20 protein-coding genes are annotated in these 18,631 nt (G+C 72.4%); 11 read left to right on the top strand and 9 right to left on the bottom strand.

All coding sequences use genetic code 11. The annotated features are described in order from the left end of the window. Positions 1 to 14: 14 nt before the first annotated feature. From ACLJOU_RS14070 to ACLJOU_RS14060, 3 genes are read right to left on the bottom strand one after another with little or no spacing between them, the layout of a single operon-like run. The gene (locus tag ACLJOU_RS14070; protein ID WP_410567328.1) at positions 15 to 992 is read right to left on the bottom strand and encodes a plastocyanin/azurin family copper-binding protein; all 978 of its coding nucleotides are present in this window, start codon (positions 990 to 992) and stop codon (positions 15 to 17) included. Between the two features lie 26 nt (positions 993 to 1,018). After that, entirely contained in the window at positions 1,019 to 1,927 is a 909-nt protein-coding gene (locus ACLJOU_RS14065; protein WP_410567326.1) for a CopD family protein, read from the bottom strand. A gap of 3 nt (positions 1,928 to 1,930) precedes the next feature. Further along, entirely contained in the window at positions 1,931 to 2,536 is a 606-nt protein-coding gene (locus ACLJOU_RS14060) for a hypothetical protein (protein WP_410567324.1), read from the bottom strand. Between the two features lie 385 nt (positions 2,537 to 2,921). On the opposite strand from ACLJOU_RS14060, the gene ACLJOU_RS14055 reads away from it, so the two are divergent. After that, positions 2,922 to 3,470, top strand: coding sequence for a copper resistance protein CopC (locus ACLJOU_RS14055; protein ID WP_410567323.1), 549 nt, complete (start codon positions 2,922 to 2,924; stop codon positions 3,468 to 3,470). A gap of 195 nt (positions 3,471 to 3,665) precedes the next feature. Here ACLJOU_RS14055 and ACLJOU_RS14050 read toward each other — a convergent pair whose 3' ends face one another. Then, on the bottom strand, positions 3,666 to 4,361 hold the full coding sequence (locus tag ACLJOU_RS14050) for a TetR/AcrR family transcriptional regulator (protein ID WP_410567321.1): 696 nt from the start codon (positions 4,359 to 4,361) through the stop codon (positions 3,666 to 3,668). Between the two features lie 133 nt (positions 4,362 to 4,494). Here ACLJOU_RS14050 and ACLJOU_RS14045 point away from each other — a divergent pair, with 133 nt between their 5' ends. Beyond that, a complete protein-coding gene (locus tag ACLJOU_RS14045) occupies positions 4,495 to 4,977 on the top strand; it encodes an SRPBCC family protein (protein ID WP_410567319.1) in 483 nt (160 codons plus the stop codon). Between the two features lie 42 nt (positions 4,978 to 5,019). On the opposite strand, the gene ACLJOU_RS14040 is transcribed toward ACLJOU_RS14045, so the two are convergent. Further along, complete coding sequence (locus ACLJOU_RS14040) at positions 5,020 to 5,586, bottom strand: TetR family transcriptional regulator (protein ID WP_410567317.1); 567 nt, start codon at positions 5,584 to 5,586, stop codon at positions 5,020 to 5,022. 116 nt (positions 5,587 to 5,702) lie between these two features. Between ACLJOU_RS14040 and ACLJOU_RS14035 the strand changes: the two genes are divergently transcribed. After that, the gene (locus ACLJOU_RS14035) at positions 5,703 to 6,059 is read left to right on the top strand and encodes a hypothetical protein (protein WP_410567315.1); all 357 of its coding nucleotides are present in this window, start codon (positions 5,703 to 5,705) and stop codon (positions 6,057 to 6,059) included. 91 nt (positions 6,060 to 6,150) lie between these two features. Here ACLJOU_RS14035 and ACLJOU_RS14030 read toward each other — a convergent pair whose 3' ends face one another. Further along, positions 6,151 to 7,155, bottom strand: coding sequence for a winged helix-turn-helix transcriptional regulator (locus ACLJOU_RS14030; protein WP_410567313.1), 1,005 nt, complete (start codon positions 7,153 to 7,155; stop codon positions 6,151 to 6,153). 101 nt (positions 7,156 to 7,256) lie between these two features. Between ACLJOU_RS14030 and ACLJOU_RS14025 the strand changes: the two genes are divergently transcribed. The 7 genes from ACLJOU_RS14025 (at position 7,257) to ACLJOU_RS13995 (ending at position 15,070) form a co-directional block, all read left to right on the top strand. Beyond that, positions 7,257 to 8,009: a hypothetical protein gene (locus ACLJOU_RS14025; protein WP_410567312.1), complete on the top strand. Its 753-nt coding sequence runs from the start codon at positions 7,257 to 7,259 to the stop codon at positions 8,007 to 8,009. 2 nt (positions 8,010 to 8,011) lie between these two features. Further along, a complete protein-coding gene (locus tag ACLJOU_RS14020; RefSeq protein ID WP_410567310.1) occupies positions 8,012 to 9,589 on the top strand; it encodes an N-acyl-D-amino-acid deacylase family protein in 1,578 nt (525 codons plus the stop codon). 8 nt (positions 9,590 to 9,597) lie between these two features. After that, the gene (locus ACLJOU_RS14015) at positions 9,598 to 10,428 is read left to right on the top strand and encodes a dienelactone hydrolase family protein (RefSeq protein WP_410567308.1); all 831 of its coding nucleotides are present in this window, start codon (positions 9,598 to 9,600) and stop codon (positions 10,426 to 10,428) included. Then, on the top strand, positions 10,425 to 11,555 hold the full coding sequence (locus tag ACLJOU_RS14010) for an alanine racemase (RefSeq protein WP_410567306.1): 1,131 nt from the start codon (positions 10,425 to 10,427) through the stop codon (positions 11,553 to 11,555). The genes ACLJOU_RS14015 and ACLJOU_RS14010 overlap by 4 nt, the downstream gene beginning before the upstream one ends. 234 nt (positions 11,556 to 11,789) lie before the next feature. Further along, positions 11,790 to 13,103 carry a serine hydrolase domain-containing protein gene (locus ACLJOU_RS14005; RefSeq protein ID WP_410567304.1) on the top strand — a complete coding sequence of 438 codons (1,314 nt, stop codon included), beginning with the start codon at positions 11,790 to 11,792 and terminating at the stop codon, positions 13,101 to 13,103. Between the two features lie 82 nt (positions 13,104 to 13,185). Then, entirely contained in the window at positions 13,186 to 14,412 is a 1,227-nt protein-coding gene (locus ACLJOU_RS14000; protein WP_410567303.1) for a sensor histidine kinase, read from the top strand. Then, entirely contained in the window at positions 14,405 to 15,070 is a 666-nt protein-coding gene (locus ACLJOU_RS13995; RefSeq protein WP_410567302.1) for a response regulator, read from the top strand. Before ACLJOU_RS14000 ends, ACLJOU_RS13995 begins: the two co-directional genes overlap by 8 nt. Positions 15,071 to 15,133: 63 nt before the next feature. On the opposite strand, the gene ACLJOU_RS13990 is transcribed toward ACLJOU_RS13995, so the two are convergent. Continuing rightward, positions 15,134 to 15,685 carry a carbon-nitrogen hydrolase family protein gene (locus ACLJOU_RS13990; RefSeq protein WP_410567301.1) on the bottom strand — a complete coding sequence of 184 codons (552 nt, stop codon included), beginning with the start codon at positions 15,683 to 15,685 and terminating at the stop codon, positions 15,134 to 15,136. Then, the gene (locus ACLJOU_RS13985) at positions 15,682 to 15,924 is read right to left on the bottom strand and encodes a hypothetical protein (RefSeq protein ID WP_410567299.1); all 243 of its coding nucleotides are present in this window, start codon (positions 15,922 to 15,924) and stop codon (positions 15,682 to 15,684) included. The genes ACLJOU_RS13990 and ACLJOU_RS13985 overlap by 4 nt, the downstream gene beginning before the upstream one ends. 85 nt (positions 15,925 to 16,009) lie before the next feature. On the opposite strand from ACLJOU_RS13985, the gene ACLJOU_RS13980 reads away from it, so the two are divergent. Further along, the gene (locus tag ACLJOU_RS13980; RefSeq protein WP_410567297.1) at positions 16,010 to 16,957 is read left to right on the top strand and encodes a GlxA family transcriptional regulator; all 948 of its coding nucleotides are present in this window, start codon (positions 16,010 to 16,012) and stop codon (positions 16,955 to 16,957) included. Positions 16,958 to 17,029: 72 nt separating this feature from the next. Here the strand turns inward: ACLJOU_RS13980 and ACLJOU_RS13975 are convergent, their stop codons facing one another. After that, positions 17,030 to 18,574, bottom strand: a complete 1,545-nt coding sequence (locus ACLJOU_RS13975; protein ID WP_410567296.1) for an FAD-dependent monooxygenase — start codon at positions 18,572 to 18,574, stop codon at positions 17,030 to 17,032. Between the last annotated feature and the right edge of the window lie 57 nt (positions 18,575 to 18,631).

Below are 18,631 nucleotides of genomic sequence, written 5' to 3'. Positions count from 1 at the left end.
CGGGGTCGTGAGGGTCAGCAGCTCGCCTGGTTCAGCAACGGCGTGAGCACGTTTTCGAGCCACACCGTGTGCGTCTTGATGTACTGGTCGAGGTTCAGCAGGTCGGTCACCTGCTGGCCCAGCGACTCCTCGAGGTGCGCGCTCTTGATGTGCGCGATGATCGGCGCCAGCGTGTCGGTGACGACCTTGTCCGCCGACCCGTCGAACGCCGGCGCGAGCACGGTTTCCAGCCACACCGTGTGGGTCTTGATGTACTGGTCCAGGTTGAGGATGTCCTGCACCTGCTGACCCGGTGAGGTCTCCAGGTGTGCGCTCCTGATGTGGTCGATGATCGGCTGCAGGACCGACTTCGGCACGCAGGAGCCGCCGGCCGGGGTGGACGGCATCGGCATCGAGTGGGTCGGCGGCGACGTCGGCGCGGACGTCGGGGCCGAGGTCGGGGCGGAGGTGGGTGGGACGCTGGTCGGCGCCGCACCCGTGACGGTGATGGTGGCCTTCATGTCCGGGTGGATGGCGCAGTAGTAGGAGTAGGTCCCGGCCTTCGTGAAGGTGTGGCTGAACGTCTGCCCGGTCTGCAGCGTCGGGGACGTGAACTTCTCCGGCCCGTCGGTGACGACGATGTTGTGCGGCGCGGTGTCGTGGTTGGTCCAGGTCACCGTGTCGCCGACCGAGATGGTCAGGTTCGCCGGGGTGAACTTGTAGCCCATCGCGTCGACCGGCTTCGTCGACGGCGCCGCGGCGGGAGCGGCGCCTCCGGCCTGTTCCTGGGCCAGTCCCCGGTACAGCGGGACGGCCAGGGGGCTTTGCCGGGCGAGCGCGGCGAGGTCGACGTTCGTGGCCGCCGCGGGGGCGGCCTGTTCGGTCTGCGCGCCGCGGAGGGTGGCGAGGCTGAACAAGGCGGTCGCCAAGGCGAGGATCGCCACGGCGACCGGCCAGCTCCGTCGTCGCCGCACCACCTCCGGCTGCTCGGGGGCGGTTTCGGGGCAGTCCATCAGGACTCCTTTCGCAGGGTGCGCAATCAGCGGCCGGGACTGGCCGTGACGAGGAAGCTCGCCGCGAGGAGGACCACGATGACGAGCGTGGTCTCGGCGGCGACGGAATAGACGAACGGGCGGACGGTGCCGGCGTCGCCGCGCAGGACGACGGCGAAGTCCAGGCGGCGGCCGACCCAGCTGCGGCTGGCCTGCGCGGCGAGGAGCACGACGGCGAGGACCGCGAGCTTGACCAGCAGGGTCCGGCCGTACGCGGTGCCGAAGACCCGGCCGACGGTACCCACGGTCTGCCAGGCGAGCACGACACCCGCGGTGACCACCACGGCGACCGACGTCATGGCGAGTTTCGAATACCGCGGGATGACCGAGGCGAGTTCGCCGGGATCGCGGCGGGCCAGCACGCCGAACAGCAGCACGGCCAGGCCGCCGATCCACGCGGAAGCCCCCGCGAGATGGGCGAAGTCCGCGAGCTGCGTCAGCCACGGCCGGGTGCTCTCCACCGCGTGGCCGGTGAGCCCGGTCGTGCGGAGCAGGCCGAGCAGGACCGCGCCGGCCCCGGCCCGCCAGGGCAACGCCGTCGCGGCGTCACGGCCGCGTTGCAGCAGCCAGGCCAGCACGACCCCGCCGAGCAGCCACAGCAGGGCGCGGGCGAACCAGATGCGCCCGAACTGGCCGCCGAGGGCTTGCGAGAGGAGGTCCCAGGACAGGAAGTCGGCGGCGGGGCGCTGCGCGGCCCACGCGGCTTGCAGGCCCAGCCCGGCGAGCGTGCCGGCCAGGCCGAGGAGCCAGCCCGTCACCAGCACCGACCGGGCCCCGCGGTGGCCGGCGCCCGTCGGCCACAACACGGCCAGGAACAGCAGCCCGCCGGCGAACAGCGTCAGTCCGGTGTAGTCGACGGCGCGGGCGAAGACGTACCACGCCTTGACGGAGTCCACCGCTCACCGTCCATTCGGGACGGCGGCCGGAGCCGGCACCATCGCGGGCTCGACACCGCCGTCGGACGTGCGGCAGTAGCCGAGGACGAGTGCGCCGAGCCCGTTCGGGCCGGTGACGCCGAGACCGGAGGTCACCGTGCCCAGCAGCGGGAGCCCGCCGACCGTGTCCAGGACCTGTTGTGCCGCACCGGGTTCGCAGGCGGGCAGATCGGCGCCGGGCGGCGGGGGCGCCGGGGTTGCGGGGGTGGTCGGTGTCGTCGGCGCCGGCGGGGACGTCGGTTCCGGCTCTTGGGGTGGCACGGCGACGACGCCGCCGCCGGGCATCGACGGAGGCGGCTGGATCGACTGGCCGGGCTGGTTGCCGACGGGGACCGCGGGCAGCGGGAGCACCGGGACGTCCGACGGCGGCTGCGCGGACGGGATGGGTGGCGCCTCCGGCGTTTCCGCGGTGGCGGGGTGCCCGCCGTCGGCGACCGCGGGCGGGGTGGCCGCGTCGGCGGCGCCGCCGGGCCGCAGGCCGATGCCGGACGCGTAGCCGACGACGACCACGACGGCGCCGGCCAGGCTCGCGGCGATGACGTGGTCACGGCGCAATGCGGGTCGTCGCACGGTTTTCGTCCTCCAAGGAACGCCGGATCCGCCCGCAGGGAAAGAATGCCGCAGCGGGGGGAAAAGAACGGGGATGCGGGGAGCAGAAAACCAGCTGTTTTGTTTCCGGGTGTGATCCTCACGTGAAGGCCAGGTAAAGGAGGGCCGCCGCCGACCGGGAGAGCGCGGTGAACTGTTACGCCGGAAGCGCTTCTCGCTACGCCGTTCGGGTGGCTGGAGTGGCGAACCGGCGGAGTAACCGTCCTTTTTGCCCGGTTTCGCGCTGACGGGTCCGGGAAGGCGGAGAGAATTGCTTAACGCGGCCGTTTCACGGCTATCGGCCCCGGCGGCTCCGATGCTCGTTACGGTTCCCGGAACACTCGAATTCCCGAGAAGGTGAGAAGCCATGGCCTCCCGGTTGCCCGTCCCCGTCCGGATCGCCGTCGCGCTCGCGGCCGCGGGCTGCGCGGTGCTGTTCGGTGCGCCCGCGGCGAACGCGCACAGCGTCCTGCTGTCGAGCTCGCCGGCCAGGGACGCGGCGGTGACGACACCCCCGGCCGAAGTTGCGCTCGTGTTCAACGAACCCGTGGAGACCCGGTTCACCGAGCTGGCGGTGCTCGGTCCCGACGGCGCGTCCCACTGGGAAGCCGGCTCGGTGTCCATTGTGGATGGACGGGTCGCTGCGCCGCTGCGCCCGCTCGGCCCGGCGGGGGGCTACACGATCCGCTACCGGGTGACCTCCGCCGACGGCCACCCGGTCTCGGGCGCGATCCCGTTCCGTCTCACGGTCCCCGGGCCGGGAACGGCGGACCCGGCGACCGCGGCACCGGACACGGCGGCGATGGCGGCAAGCCCGGCCGACGGCGGCTCGATGCCGCTGTGGCCGTGGATCACCGGGGGCGCAGTCCTGCTGGGCACCGGTTTCGCGGTGGCCCGGCGCCTGTCGCGCAGCTGAGTGGCGGCCCGGCGCCGGACGAGCACCCGGCGCCGGCAGACGCACGGCGACGCGACCCAGGCCGCAAACCGGCGCCCCGCGGCCTCCCGGCCGTGACGGTGCTGCGCGAGCCCGGACAGCGAGCCCGGACAGCGATGCCGGGCCACCGGAGCCACCACCCATTCGACCGCGTTCACCGGGGTGCGGGCCGGCGGCTCACCGGCCGTGCGGAAACGCGGCCAGTCCGCTGGCGATCAGCCGGGCCGCTCGCTGGACGTCCGCGGTGACCGCTCGCTTGACCTGCTGGGGACTGCGCTTCCCGTCGAGGTGCCGGCGCAGGCTGCGGAACTGGATCTGCCACAGGCCGAGCAGGGCGACCGCGGCGATCTGCGGTTCGGGGTCCTCGGCGGGCAGGCGCGCCCGGGCGGCCAGTGCGGCGGCCGCCACGGACGCGAGGTGCTCGCTCGTCTCCCGCTGGTGCGCGCGGAGCGAGGAGGTGTCCTGGATCATGGCGGTGAACCGGGCGTGCTGGGCACTGGCCTCGGCCGGATCGTGGTGGGCGGCCAGCCAGGACGTGATCGCCTTCAACTCGTCCGCGAGGATGCGCAGGACCGCGTCGACCGGGGCGACGGCGGGATCGGCGAGCCCGGTGCGCAGCACGTCCACCAGTGTGGCCGGGTGGTCGAGGATCAACGACTCCTTGGTCGGGAAGTGGTTGAAGACGGTTTTCTCGGACACCTCGCACGCCTCGGCGATTTCGGCCACGCGGACGGCCTCGAAACCTCGTTCGAGGAACATGGCCGTCGCGGTGTCCGTCAGCTTCTGCCGCAGCTGCCGCTTCTTGCGCTCGCGCAACCCTTCGGACTTGCTCGCCTCGGACTGTCCGGTCCAGTCCACCGTCTTCGGACCCATGTCGCGAGTATAGGTGGCCGCCCCGGAAAGTCTCCAGTGACTGGATTTTTTCAGTGTCTACCCGCGGGGAGCCACATGCGTTACTGTTACTGTAGATTTTCTGTCACTGTAGACTTCCTGTCGAGGAGCGAAGATGAGTGGAATGCGAGTCGTGCGTGACTACGCCCAGCCGCCGAACGTCGTCTGGGCCGCACTGACCGACCCGGCGCTGGTTCCCTTGTGGACGTCGACCGGCCGAGGTGGGCGGCCGGAGGGGTTCGGGACGGAGGTGGGGACCAGGTTCGAATACCTCGGCAAGCCGTTTCCCGGCTGGGACGGCATCGTCCGGTGCGAGGTCCTCGCGGTCGAGGAGCACCGCCTGCTGCGCTACGACTGGCGCAACAAGGAAACCGACGAACCGACCGTGGTGACGAACACCCTCGAAGCTCTTCCCGACGGCGGTACGCGCCTGACCTGGGAACACACCGGCTTCCGCGGGGTGGACGGGCTGATCATGGCGAAGCTGCTCGGCCGCGTGCGCCGCAGGATGCTCGACGAAGGGCTGCCGGCGGTCCTGAACGAACTCGACCCGCACGGCCGACTCCGTCCCGGAAGCACGCTGCGTCCCCGGCGCTGAACGCGAAGGCCTGTTGCCCGCCGCGCCTACGGGAAGCACCGCTCAGCCGGGTGCGGTCAAGGTCCGCAGCCGGGCGAAGGACTGGTCGATGGCATCGCGCAGGGCGAGGTCGTCGGTGCCGTCGACCCATTGCTGGAACGCGACCCGGTACACCGCGACGCCCGTTTCGGTGGCGAGGGCGGCCTCGGCGTCGTCGACACCCCGCCGTCGAAGGCCGTCGGCGAGGGTGGCCGACATCTGGGCGAGCTTGCTCAGTTCTCGCTCCCGGAGGTCGGCGTTGGCCATGATCACCGCGTGCCGCTTCCGGGCGAGCTCGCGGTCGTGCCCGATGGTGTCGGCCACGGCGTCGAGCGCGGCCGTGACGACTTCGAGCGTCGACGCCGTGGCGGGCGCTGCCTCCAGTGCGGCCAGCGACTTCTCCTCCAGTTCCGCCGCGGCGTCGAAGAGGACCTCGCGCTTGTCCGCGAAATAGCGGAAGAAGGTGCGGGCGGTGACGCCGGCCCGCTCGGCGATGTCGGCCACCATGGTCTGCTCGAAGCCGCGCTCGAGGTACAGAGTCAGTGCGGCCTCGCGCAGCCGGCTCCCGGCTCCCGGCTCCCATCGTCCCATGCCGGCGAGTTTAGTGCGGTCGTCCGGGGATTCGCGCGGTGATGTCATCCGATGACATCGACATGGTACGATGATGTCATCAGATGACATCACCGTCTCCGAGAGGACAAGAGCACATGTCAACGACCCGGAACACCGTTGCCACGACCACGTTCATGGTGTTCGCCACCCTGCGCGACGACACGGACTTCACGGAATTCGCCGCGCTGCGAGAGGACGAGCAGAAACAGCTGGAAGTGCTGCGCTCGGAGGGGCGGATCGGCGCCCACCACGTTTCCCCGACCCGGCGGGCGACGTTCGTCGAAGTCATCGCCGTCGACGAGGAGGACGTCGCGGAGACGCTGGCCACCTTGCCGTTCGCCCGGTTCTTCGATGCCGAGGTCTACCCGACCACGCCCCCCGACCCCGCGGAAATCGCCCACCGGATCGCGGTCGCGAACCGGAAGCCCGCCCTCCCCGCAACGACGAACTGACGGAGCAGGGCATGGCGAATCCCAGCTCGGGCCGGTCCTGCTCGGCTACTTGACCGAACGTCGCCGGACCAGCCGGAACTGCGCTGTCCCTTCACTGAGGCAGTGAATCCTCGGCGATCCACGGATCGACGGGCACCACCCGGACCGAACGGCCCTCCGGGTCGAGGATGTGGCCGTTCACCTTGTGCAGTCGCAGCACGAGGCGGTGTTCGCGGACGGCGACCGACGGCAGATCGGCCGCCAACGCGGTGAGCACCTCGTCCAGTTCTTCCGGAGCGCGCAGGTTGACGATCGCCACGAGGTTGGCGGGTGCGACGGTGCTCGCGCAGAACCGGACCGCGGCGCGCGTGCCGAGCTCGTGGGCCAGCCGCGGCCGGTCCGCGTGCGGCACCTCCAGCCACAGCAGTGCGGCCAGCGGCCAGCCCGCCAGCGGCCGCGCCAGGTCGGCTCGCAGGCTCACCCAGCCGGCCCGCCGCAGCCTCTCCAGCCGGCGCCGGACGACCTGCGGTGGCGCCGAAAGCTCCTGCGAGAGGTCCGCATAGGACCTCCGCGCGTCCTGGGCCAGCGCGAAGAAGAGGTCGCGGTCGGCCGGTGCGAACCCGGCGGCCTCGTGCCGGGGCCGGGCGGGGTCGCGCACCTGGGCCGACTGGGCCGGGTTCAGAACGTTCAGCCGCCATTGCGGCCCCCCGTGCACCCGCGTGTAGGCCCGAGCCCGCAACCGTTCCGCCGGAAGCCCGGCGAAGCGCGTGCTCAACGAACTGATCAACGTCTGCGTCGTCGGCGCGGCGGTGAGCGCGTACACGTCGAACTCGCCCACCGTGCGGCCGACCGTGAGCACGTCCGGCATGGCGTTGAGGGCATCGACGAGCGAGTCGACCGCGGCGGGCCGGCAGGCGAACTCGAGCACGGCGCCGCGGAAGAGCAGCGGCCCCATCACCGCGCCCGTCCACACCGCGCCCTCGGCCACGAGCGCGGCCCAGCGCCGCGCCGCGGTCACGGCCGAAATACCCAGCGGCCGGGCGATCGCCGACCACCCGGCGCGGGGGTTGATCTGGACGGCGTCGACGAGCTCGAGGTCACGCTCCGTCAACTGCATTGTCGCCCGCCCATTCGTACGAATCCGTCAATCCACGACGTCCGGATGGAGATTTCCATCATTCTAGCGGGCGGAACGACCATCCGGCGCATGATCACCAGGTGACCACCGACGAGCAGCCGGTCCGCGCCGAGGACCCTCCACCCCTCCGCGAGCGGACCGCCGCGATCCAGAAGAGCATCGAGACCGGGGACCGGCTTCCCCTGTCCTATTTCGACTCACGGCGCTACATCCAGCACAACCTCGCGCTCGGTGACGGGTTCGGCGCCCTGCTGGAGTTCCTGGACGCGCTGCCGCGGGGGAGCAGCCGCGTCCGCCCGGTCCGGACGTTCCAGGACGGCGACATCAGCTTCGCCCACCTCGAATACTTCCTGGCTCCGCTCGGCGAAGTGGTGGGCTTCGAGGTGCACCGGTGGGAGGAGGGGCGCATCGTCGAGCACTGGGATAACCTGCAGCCGCTCGCCGGGCCGGAGATGCTCGACGGCGCGGTCGAGCGCGGCGACCCCGCTCGGACCGGCGCGACGAAGCAGGCGGTGGAAGCGTTCGTCCGCACGGCACTGCTGGGCCAGTCGCCGCAGCGGCGGGTCGCCGCGGGCTACGTCGAGCACCACCCCGCGGCCGAACCCGGGCGGCCGTGGTGGTTCTCCGCCGCCGACCTCGAGTACACGACCCTGCACCGGGTGCTCGGGGAAGGCGACTTCGGCCTGACCATGGCCGAGGGCCACCTCGCGGGCGAGCACACCGCCTTCTACGACCTCTTCCGCGTCGAAAACGGCCTGATCGCCGAGCACTGGGACGTGCTGGAACGGATCCCGCCACGCGAGCAGTGGCGCAACGACAACGGCAAGTTCTGACGGTGGCCACCATCCTCATCCGCGGCGCGACGGTCATCGACGGCACCGGCGCGCCGGGGGCCGCGGCGGACGTGCTGCTCGCCGACGGGAAGATCGCCGCGGCGGCCGACCGGCCGCGCGACGCCGACCGGGTGGTGGACGCCGGCGGGCTCGTGCTGGCCCCCGGGTTCATCGACGCCCACTCCCACGCCGACAACGCGCCGCTGCTGGCCGAGACCGACATCGGCAAGCTCAGCCAGGGCGTCACCACCGAAGTCGTCGGCAACTGCGGGTTCGCCCCCGCTCCGTGCCCACCCGGACGGCGGGCGGAGATCGAACGCCTGCGCGGGCGCCTGTTCCCCGCACTGCCGTCCGGATGGTCCACTGTGGACGAGCTGTACCGCACCCTGGACACGCACGGGTACCCCACCAACACCGTTCCGCTGGCCGGGCACCACCTGATCAGGGCCGCGGTGCTCGGCACGGCCGACCGGCGGCCCCGCGAACCCGAGCTGGCGCTGATGAAGGCCGAGTTGTCCGCCGCGCTCGCCGCGGGGGCGGCCGGGCTGTCTTCGGGTCTGATCTATCCGCCGGGCATGTACGGCGACGTCGACGAACTCGCCGCGCTCGCCGGCGAACTGCCTCCTGGGGCGGTTTACGCGAGCCACCTGCGCAACGAAAGCGGACGGCTGCTGGAGAGCGTCGGCGAGGCGATCGAGGTGGCCCGCCGGGCGGGGTGCCGATTGCAGGTGTCCCACCTCAAGGCGGCCGGCCAGCACGCGTGGGGCTCCGTGAAACCCGCCCTGCGGCTGATGGACGAGGCCCGGGCCGAAGGAATCACCGTCCACCACGACGTCTACCCGTACGAGGCCAACAGCACCCTCCTGTCCGCTTGCCTGCCGCCGTGGTTCCACGATGGTGGCCACGCCGCGACGATGGCTCGGTTGCGAGATCCCGACGCCCTGCGCCGCGCGGAACGCGCCATCGCCGAGGACGACGGCACCTGGGAGAACTGGGTGGCCGGGTCCGGCTGGGATCGCGTGCTGGTCGCCGGTGCCGGAGACCCCGGCGCCGACGGCCGCACCCTCGGCGAGCTGGCCGCCTCACGGCGGCGACCGCCGTTCCGGGTGTTGGCCGACCTGCTGCTGACCAGTGAGCTGACCGCCTGGATGAGCGTCTTCGCCATGTCTTCCGACGACGTCACCGCCGCCTTGCTGCACCCCCGCGCCCTCGTCGGGTCCGATGGTGCGCCGCCGGGCGGTGGCGGCAAACCGCACCCCCGCGGATACGGCACCTTCACCCGGGTACTGGCCCGCTACGTCCGCGACACCGGCCTGCTGTCGTGGGAAGAAGCCATCGCGAAGATGACGTCCCGCACCGCCTCGGCGTTCGGGCTGGCCGGCCGCGGGGTGATCGCCACCGGCGCGGCGGCCGACGTCGTGCTCTTCGACCCGGCCGCCGTCGCCGACCGGGCCACGTTCACCGACCCGACCCGCGTCTCGGCCGGCATCGAGCTGGTCGTCGTCAACGGGCAGGTCGCCTTCGAAGCCGGCAAGGCCGTCGGCCCCCGGGCCGGACACCGCCTCCGGCCCATCGAGTGAGGAGAAGAATGACGCGCACGAAATCCCTCGAACGCTACCCCCAGCCGGCTTCCGCGGCCGCGGAGCGGACCGTGATCCGCACGAGCCCGGCCGGACTGGCCACCGCGCGCGTGGCGATCCCCGGCCCGGGGCACGACGTGCCCGCCTACGTCGCGCGCCCGGAAGGCGCCGGAACGCTGCCGGTCGTGCTGGTGCTGTCCGAGGCGTTCGGCCTGCACCCGTACGTCGAAGACGTGACCCGGCGGTTCGCGCACGCGGGCTACCTGGCCGTCGCCGCGGACCTCATGGCGCTCCAGGGTGACCCCGACGACTTCGACGACGTCGGCCGCCTCGTCACCGAACTGCTCCAGCACGTGCCCGACGAGCAGGTCATGAGCGACCTCGACGCGGTGCACGACTGGGCGGTCGCGAACGGCGGCGACGCCGGACGCGTCGGCGTCAACGGGTTCTCCTGGGGCGGGCGGTGGACGTGGCTGTACGCGGCGCACCGGCGGGTCGCCGCCGCGGTGTCGTGGTACGGCGTGCTCGACGACGCCGCGAGCAACCTCCAGCCGGACCGGACACTGTTCCCCCGTCACCCCATCGACCTGGCCGGCGTGCTCCGGACACCGGTACTCGGGTTGTACGCGGGCCGGGACGCCGTGATCCCGGCGGCGACGGTGGAAGCCATGCGATCGGCGCTGGCGGCGCGACCCTCGCCGGAACCCGAGGTCGAGTTCGTCGTCTACCCGGAAGCCGTCCACGGCTTCTTCGCCGACTACCGCGACGACTACAGCCCCGCCGACGCGCCCGCCGCCTGGGCCCGCGCGCTCGACTGGCTCCGGGAGCACGGCGTATGACGGCCCCGCCGTACCCGCACCTGCGCGTCGACCTCGGGGCAGTCGAGCACAATGCCGCTTTGATGGCTGCGTGGGCGGCTTCGCACGGCGCAGCGCTCACCCCCCACGTCAAGACGACCATGTCACCGGAAATCGTGCGGCTGCAGGTCGAAGCGGGCGCCGAGCGGCTCACCGTCGCGACCGTCGGCCAGGCCCGGACGGTGCTTTCGTGGGGCTACACCTCGCTGCTCGTGGCCAACGAAGTCGTCGACGTGCTCGCGCTGCGGCAACTCCGGAACTGGCTCGAGAGCGACCTCGACATCGCGTGCTTCGTGGACTCGCCGGAAGGCGTCGCGCTGGCGCAGGAGGTCTTCGCGATGTCGACGCGGCCGCTGCCGGTGCTGGCCGAGGTCGGTGTCCGGGGTGGCCGGACGGGCGTGCGCGACAAGCGGAGCGCGCATTCGCTGGCCCGTCTCGTGCACTCGAGTCCCGGCTTGCGGCTCATCGGGGTCGCCGGGTACGAAGGTGTCGTCCCCAACTCCCGCGACGGCGCGACCACGCGGGCGGTGCGCGAACACTGCCGCCGGACCGCGGAGACCTTCACCGAGCTGGCCCAGCTGTGCGAAACGCCCGCGCCCGTGCTGTCGATGGGCGGATCGGCGTTCCCCGACATCGTCGTGGCCGAGACGACCGGGCTGGTGCCGGACGGTGTGCTGGCGCTGCGATCGGGGTGCTACGTGACCCACGACCACGGAACGTACGCGGCGGTGAGTCCCCTCACCGGCCTGAAGCCGGCGATCACGGTGAGAGCCCAGGTGATCTCGGCTCCGGAACCCGGCGTGGTGGTGCTCGGCGCCGGAAAACGCGAACTGCCGCACGACGCGGGTCTGCCGGTGCTGCTCGGCGCGCAGTCCGTGACCGGCGCGGCCACCGCCGTGACCGGTGGCCGCGTCACGACGCTCTACGACCACCACGCCGTCGTCACCGGCGCGCCGGGACTGCGGGTGGCCGACGTGGCCGAGCTGGGGATTTCCCACCCCTGCTCGGCCTTCGGCCGCTGGGATTCGTTCCTCCTGACCCGCGACGGCCGGGTAACCGGCACGGGGTACTCGTACGCCCGGCCGTCGCACCACGTCGGCGACGGGTGAATCGCTCCTGCACGACGCCGCGCAAGACGGGTCCGGCTGGAAGCTGTCCGACCACGTGCTCACGCCGGCGGCGTCACTCCTTCGGCTGACCCGCGCCGGATTCCCTCCGCCGGGAGAGCTACTCACGACGCGCGAACAGGGCGACAACGAGTGACGATTCCGCGCGCGGACCCTGGCTGAATGAGTGGGGACAAACCGTTGCCGCGCAACGGGAACCAGCTCAGGAGGACAACCATGGGTGACCGATTCGCCGGACCGCACCTGCCCAGCCGACGGGCGGGCGTGGCCGTGGCCGTGGCCGTGGCCGCCACGCTCGCCGCGGCCGCCGCCCTGACGGCCTGCGCGGCTCCCGGCGACGCCGCGCCGCGGATCGTCAACGCCGCCGACACCAGCGCGCAGGAGTCCGGCGCCGACCCGGCGACAGGGCAGCTGGCCGCGGTGATGCAGCAGGATCTCGACGCGGGCGTGCCGGGTGTGGTGGTGCGGGTGCACACCGGGGCCGGGCGGACGATCTCGCTGGCGAAGCAGGCCGCGTGGACCCGCGCCGACCACCGGCTCTCCGCCGACGACCAGTTCCGGATGGGGTCCAACACCAAGACCATGGTCGGGGTCCTGGTGCTCCAGCTGGCCGCCGAGCACCGGCTGTCGCTGCAGGACCCGGTGGAGAAGTGGCTGCCGGGCCTGGTGCCCGGCGGGCGGGACATCACGCTGCGGATGCTGCTGAACCACACCAGCGGCCTGTTCGACTACATCAACGACCCCGCCGTCCTGGCCCGCGAAATCGGGGCGGACCCGTCGGCGGTGGCGCCGCGGGAGCTGCTGGCCGTCTCGGCGCAGTACCCGCCGACGTCCGCGCCGGGGGCCCGGTACGGCTACAGCAACACCGGCTACGTGGCGCTGGGCCTGGTGCTGGAGAAGGCCACCCGCCAGAGCTTGGCGAGCCTGCTGCAGCAGCGCATCATCGGGCCGCTTCGCCTGCACGACACCTACTTCGCCGCCGACGGCCGATCCCGCGACGGCGCGAAGCTGGCCGCCGCCTACGAGCCGGACGCCGAGCACCTGGCGCCGCTGCTGCCGCCGGGTGCTCCGGAAGGCACCTCGTTCGCCGGCCCGGCCCGGGGTGACCACGTGCTGGTGACCTCGGTCAGCCCGGCCTGGAGCTGGGCCGCCGCGGCCGTCGTGTCGACCCCGGCCGACGAGCAGCGGTTCCTCCGCGCGCTGGCCTCCGGTGCCCTGCTGCCCCCGGCCCAGCTGGCCGAGATGAAGAAGACGGTGATCGAGACGCCCGGTGACCCGCACAGCTCGCGGTACGGGCTCGGGATCGAGGAGTACCGCAGCCCCTGCGGGCCGGTGTGGGGGCACACCGGCGGGATGGCCGGCTACTCCAGCCAGAACTACACCGACGCGACCGGCGAGCGCTCGGTCAGCGTGGTGACCACGACGCTGTTCGGGCTGCACGCCCCGGCCACCGGCGCCGCGGACCAGAAGGTCGTCGACGCCGCGGTCTGCACGATGCTGGGCAAGCCCGTCCCGGCCGGCTCCCGCTGACCGGCCGCTCCTCCGGAGTGCGCGCCCGATCTCGTTCGAAGGAATGACGATGCCCGGACCGGATCTCGTTACAGTCGGCGGAATGACGCAAGCAGCGAGCCACCGGCGGACCGGGTGGCGCCCACGAGCCGCCGACGCCGGGCTCGTCGTCCTGACCTTGTGCCCTCCGTTGCTGCTGCAGCCGAGCGCGGACGGCTCGGCGCGGGCCTGGTGGTTGCTGGCCGCCTTCGAGGTGGTGGCGGCGGTGGCCCTGCTGGTGCGGCGCCGGTGGCCGCTGGCCGCGTTCCTGCTGCTCACCGGCGCACTGGTGGCCGCGGTCACCGGAGGCGCGGCCGCGGGCGCGAAGCTGACCCCGCTGGTCTGCTTGTCGCTCGCGGTCGCGCTCTACGGGGTCGGCAGCCTGTGCGACAGCTGGCGGCGCTCGGCGCTGACCGCGCTCGGCGGCAGCGCGCTGGTCGCCGCCGGGGTGTGGGTCAACCACCTGACCACCACCGCCGGCCCCTTCCGCGGAGGCGCGGACGTGCTCGCCGTCCTGGCCCCGATGCCGCTGGCCTGGGCCACCGGCTTCGCCGCGCGCAACCACCGCGAGAACCTCGCCGCCACCGAACAACGCGTCGAAGACGTGGTGCGGGCGCAGCGGTTGCGCGAACAGCAGGCCGCGCAACGGGAACGGGTGCGGATCGCCGGCGAAATGCACGACGTCGTCGCGCATTCGCTGACGCTGCTCGTGGTGCAGGCGGAGATCCTGCGCGCGCGCCGTGGCGAGCTGCCGGACTGGGCCCGCGGCCCCGTCGACGGCCTCGCCGGCGCGGGCAGGCAGGCCGGCGGCGAACTGCGCGACCTGTTGCGGATCCTGCGCGACCCCGACGACCCGGCGCCGCTGAACCCGGTGCCCGGCCTCGGTGACCTGCCCGGCCTGCTGGACCGCAGCCGAGCCGCCGGCACGCCCGTCGACGCGCGGATCGAGGCCGAAGTGGCCGCCCTTCCCCGCCCGACCCAGCTCGCCGTCTACCGCATCGTGCAGGAGTCGCTCACCAACGCGCGCCGGCACTCGCCGGGAGCGCCGGTGCACGTCACCATCGCCGAGGAAGCCGGCTGGTTGCGCTGCGAGGTCGTCAACGCGCGGCCGGCCGAGCCCGGCGCCCGGAGCTGGGGCACCGGACTCGGCCTGGTCGGCATGCGCGAGCGGGTGGACGTCCTGGACGGCGAGCTGCACGCCGGCCCCACCGCCGACGGTGGCTTCCGGGTTTCGGCCACGCTGCCGCGGAGCGGCGTGTCACCGGCCGCATGGGACACCGCCGGTGCCTGAGCCGATCACCGTGCTCGTCGTGGACGACGAACGGATCATCCGCGACGGCCTGGCCGCGATCCTCGGCAGCCAGGAGGGGATCACCGTGACCGGCACGGTCGGCGATGGCGAAGAAGCCGTCGAGGCGTCCAGCCGGCACCGGCCCGACGTCGTGCTGCTGGACATCCGGATGCCCCGCCGGGACGGGCTGTGGGCCCTGGCCGAGCTGGGCCGGCGCGGCCTGCTGGGCCCCGGCCGCACCCGAGCGCTCGTGCTGACCACGTTCGACGTCGACGAGTACGTCGACCAGGCGCTCGCCGCCGGCGCAACGGGCTTCCTGCTGAAGAACAGCTCCTACGAGGAACTGACCGCCGCGGTGCGCGCCGCGGCCGCCGGGCACAGCACGTTGAGCCCCGCGGTCACCCAGCGGATCATCGCGAGCCACCTCACCACCCGCCGGCCACCGGACCACGCGGAGCTGGCCCGCTTGGCCGACCTCACCCCGCGAGAACGCGACGTGCTGCGCCTGGTGGGCGAAGGCCTGAGCAACGCGGAAATCGCCGATCGGCTCGTGGTCAGCCTGCACACGGTGAAGACGCACGTCAGCCGCATGCTCACGAAGACCGGCTGCCAAAGCCGGGCGCAGGCGGCGTTGCTGGCCCGTCACGCGTCGAGCTGAAGGAGCCACCCGGCGCCGCGGCGGCGGGTGGCCTTGGTTCGGCGGCGCACCGGGCGGTACCGGTCAGCGCCTCAGACCGGTCACGTAACGCGGGTACGTCCGCTTGGCCTGCCGGGCGACGTCCAGGTCGATCTCGACGGTCACGAACGGCTCGTCCGGACTCGTGGTGGCGATCACCTTCCCGTCCGGATCGATCACCCACCCGAGACCGCCGGCGGCGATGCCGGCCTGTTCGGGCACCCACTGGTTGGAGGACAGGCAGTACGCGCCGGAGCAGACGGCCGTCGCCTGACCTCCGGCCAGCCACTTCGCCAGCGTTTCCTCGGGGGTGACGCGAGGAACGCACAGCAGGTCGACGCCGAGCTTGGCGTAGTCGTTCGCGGTGTGCAGGAACCACATCTCGGTGCAGATGGACACCGCGACCCGAGCGGCACCCACCCTGCACGTCGTCTCACTCGCTTCCGCTCGGTCGTACCAGGTCGCCTCCCAGTAGCCGGGTTCGTCGGGCAGGTGGTGCTTGGCGCGGACGCCCGCGGCGCCGGAAGCCTTGTGCCAGACGAACGCCTGGTTGAGCCATGATCCGTTCGCCTCGACGGTCGGCCTGGAGCCGATCACCGCGGCGTCCTCGAGCGCGAGTCCACGAGGACACGGCGGTGCTCGTCCACGCTGTGCAGCCAGCGCGCCGCATCCGGCTCGGTCTCGGTGCCGAGCCAGGTCGAGAACGGCATCTCGGGCAGGAGAACCAGTTCCGTCCCCGCTGCCCGGGCATGTTCCGCCAGCGCGGCGATGGCTTCGGCGCGGTGGCCGGGACGGTTGTCGAGTTGGCAGACGGTGACCTTCATGAGCTTGGACATGCGGTCGACAATGGCGGGTTCGTGGTGCGCCCGCGATGATGAACGCGCCAGGTTCCCCTCGAAACCGGACAGGAACAGGTTGATCGTGCGTCGAGTCGCGGTGCTGGTGTACGACGGGGTGACGTTGCTCGACGTGGCGGGGCCGATCGATGTGTTCAGGGAGGCCGACGCCGGTGGAGGCGAGAACGGCCGGTACGAGGTCAGCACCGTCACGCCGGGCGGGGGTGCCGTCACGACCTCGAGCGGGGTGCGGCTGTGGGCCGATCCGCTCGACTTCGACCAGGCCTACGACACCGTCCTGGTCGCCGGAGCTGACGGTGTTCCCGCCTCCGGCGACGTCGTCGAGGCGTTGGCGCGGCTGCGGCCTCGGGTACGCCGGCTGGCGTCGGTCTGCACGGGCGCGTTCCTGCTGGCGGAGGCCGGGTTGCTCGACGACCGCCGCGCCACCACGCATTGGCAGTACGTCGACCGGCTGCGCCGGCGGTACCCGGCGGTCCAGGTGGAGCCCGACGCCATCTTCGTGCGCGCGGGCTCGGTGTTCACCTCGGCGGGCGTCAGCGCGGGCATCGATCTCGCACTGGCTCTCGTCGAGGACGATCACGGCGCAGACCTGGCCCGTGAGGTCGCCCGGTCCCTGGTGGTGTTCCTGCGCCGGCCCGGCGGCCAGTCGCAGTTCTCGGTCCGCGTGGAGACGCGCGTCGCCACGGCTTCACCGCTGAAGGCCGTGCTGGACGCGGTCGTCGACGACATCACCGCCGACCACACGACCACGTCGATGGCGGCAACGGCCAACGTGTCGAACCGGCAACTCAACCGGCTGTTCCGGGAGCAGCTCGGCACGACACCGCGAGCGTACGTCGAGGCGGCTCGCTTGGAGGCCGCGCAGACGTCGCTGCTGGACGGACGATCAGTGACCGCCACCGCCCTCGCCTGCGGTTTCGGCAGCGACGAAACGATGCGCCGGGCGTTCGTCCGCCACCTCGGCGTGACACCCACGGTTTACGTGGCTCGGTTCCGCAGCGTCGCCGGGTGACAGGAGTGTCACACCGGATGAGCGCTACCACCCCGCGGGTCCGCATCGTGCTGCCGGCACCGACGATGACGGCTACGCGGGGACAGGCGCGGTGCCGAGTACTCGTGGCAGTGCGTCGGCGAGCGGCGTCGCGGACGCCGAGTGCCAGGCGATGATGACGTCGGGGCGGAGGAGCAGTGCGCCGTCGTCGGGCAGGCACACCTCGGCGAGCCAGCCCGGGTGCGACACCGTTACCTGCCGCAGTCCGAGGCGACGTGCTTCGCTCGTCCAGCGGTCGTTGCCGGGGCCGGTGAGCAGGGTCAGCCCCGGTCCGGCGAAGTCCACTGTGGACGTCTGCGCGTCGAGCCAGGCGTGGGGCAGGCGCGTGCCGGGCCGGCCGGCCGGGGCGTAGTGGCCGGCCGGCGCCGGGGCGCGGCCGTCCGGGACGAAAGCGCCTTCCGGGTACTGGGTGCCGAACATGGTGGCCAGCAGGTCGTCGTGCGGGCTTTCGGGCTTCAGGTAGGCGGCGAGCATGTCGCCGACGTGGCCGCGGACCGTGCTGGACGCTTCGGCGATGGCGTAGCCGGCGGGGTGGCGTTCGGCGTGGTAGGTGTCCAGCAGGGTGGGCGCCGCCGTTCCGGCCAGTACGGCGGCGAGCTTCCAGGCGAGGTTGGCGGCGTCGGCGATGGCGGTGTTGGCTCCGGCCGCCGCCATGGGGGGCATCATGTGCGCGGCGTCGCCGGTGAGGAACACGCGGCCGGCGCGGAAGCGGTCGGCCACGCGCATGGCCGATTCCCACGGGGACCGGCTGAGCAGTTCGACGTCGAGATCGGGCAGGCCGAGCACGATGCGCAGGACGTCGTGCCAGTCGCCGTCGCCGAGGGTGGGGGCGTCGGGGAAGTCGGCCGTCGAGAACAGCCAGCGATCCGTGCCGTTGACCGAAAGGAACGCGCCCGAGGCCACCGGGTTGGTGATCTCACACAGGTTGAACGGCTTCTCGCGCGCCAGGTCCGTGAGGTCGGCGCGGAAGTAGAGGTCGAGGTTGTCGGCCAGGTGGCCGTGGCCGCTGCGCGGGATGCCGAGCGCGGTGCGGATGGGACTGCGCGCGCCGTCGGCGGCGATCAGGTAGTCCGCCCTCAGCTCGTACGGCTCGCCGCCCGCGGGCTTCAGCCGCGCGGTCACGCCGTCGTCGTCCTGGGCGAAGGACACCAGTTCGGTACCCAGCCGGACGGACACGCCCCGTTCTCCGGCGGCTCGGCGCAGGATCGGTTCCAGCACGGCCTGCGGGCACAGCACGTTCGGTCCCGGGCTCAGTTCGGGGATCCGCGCCTGCTGCCGCCGCCGCTCGCGCATCGTGCCGCTCAGTTCCCGCGCGCGGGCCTCGACCAGCGTGGGGCCGGTCAGGACCTCGGTGAAGGAAGCCAGCGGCGCACTCGCCTCGGCGACCTCGGCCGCGAGGCCGAGCAGGCGGAACACCTCGGTGCTGCGCGGGTTGAACCGGCGCGCCTTCGGCTGCGGGGACAACCCGGCGTGCTTCTCCACCAGCACCGGATAGACCCCCTCGCGCTGGAGCAGCAGGGCAGCGGTCAGGCCGGCGATTCCTCCGCCGCTGATCAGGACGGGAACACGAGTGGTCATGGCAGCCTCCTAAAGTGACACGGTACAACTAAGTACACCGTGCAACTAGTGGTATCG

The organism is Amycolatopsis sp. cmx-4-61, from assembly GCF_046548775.1.
In the GTDB taxonomy this organism is placed as follows: Bacteria; Actinomycetota; Actinomycetes; order Mycobacteriales; family Pseudonocardiaceae; genus Amycolatopsis.
This window is presented reverse-complemented; position numbering and strand designations above follow the sequence as displayed.

Bases quoted from the DNA above. Each gene is read 5' to 3' on its own strand.
- ACLJOU_RS13985 (WP_410567299.1), bottom strand. From the start codon at position 15,924: ATGTCCAAGCTCATGAAGGTCACCGTCTGCCAACTCGACAACCGTCCC.
- ACLJOU_RS14030 (WP_410567313.1), bottom strand. From the start codon at position 7,155: ATGCAGTTGACGGAGCGTGACCTCGAGCTCGTCGACGCCGTCCAGATC.
- ACLJOU_RS14015 (WP_410567308.1), top strand. From the start codon at position 9,598: ATGACGCGCACGAAATCCCTCGAACGCTACCCCCAGCCGGCTTCCGCG.
- ACLJOU_RS14070 (WP_410567328.1), bottom strand. From the start codon at position 992: ATGGACTGCCCCGAAACCGCCCCCGAGCAGCCGGAGGTGGTGCGGCGA.
- ACLJOU_RS14040 (WP_410567317.1), bottom strand. From the start codon at position 5,586: ATGGGACGATGGGAGCCGGGAGCCGGGAGCCGGCTGCGCGAGGCCGCA.
- ACLJOU_RS14010 (WP_410567306.1), top strand. From the start codon at position 10,425: ATGACGGCCCCGCCGTACCCGCACCTGCGCGTCGACCTCGGGGCAGTC.
- ACLJOU_RS14035 (WP_410567315.1), top strand. From the start codon at position 5,703: ATGTCAACGACCCGGAACACCGTTGCCACGACCACGTTCATGGTGTTC.
- ACLJOU_RS14045 (WP_410567319.1), top strand. From the start codon at position 4,495: ATGAGTGGAATGCGAGTCGTGCGTGACTACGCCCAGCCGCCGAACGTC.
- ACLJOU_RS14005 (WP_410567304.1), top strand. From the start codon at position 11,790: ATGGGTGACCGATTCGCCGGACCGCACCTGCCCAGCCGACGGGCGGGC.
- ACLJOU_RS14000 (WP_410567303.1), top strand. From the start codon at position 13,186: ATGACGCAAGCAGCGAGCCACCGGCGGACCGGGTGGCGCCCACGAGCC.
- ACLJOU_RS13975 (WP_410567296.1), bottom strand. From the start codon at position 18,574: ATGACCACTCGTGTTCCCGTCCTGATCAGCGGCGGAGGAATCGCCGGC.
- ACLJOU_RS14055 (WP_410567323.1), top strand. From the start codon at position 2,922: ATGGCCTCCCGGTTGCCCGTCCCCGTCCGGATCGCCGTCGCGCTCGCG.
- ACLJOU_RS14050 (WP_410567321.1), bottom strand. From the start codon at position 4,361: ATGGGTCCGAAGACGGTGGACTGGACCGGACAGTCCGAGGCGAGCAAG.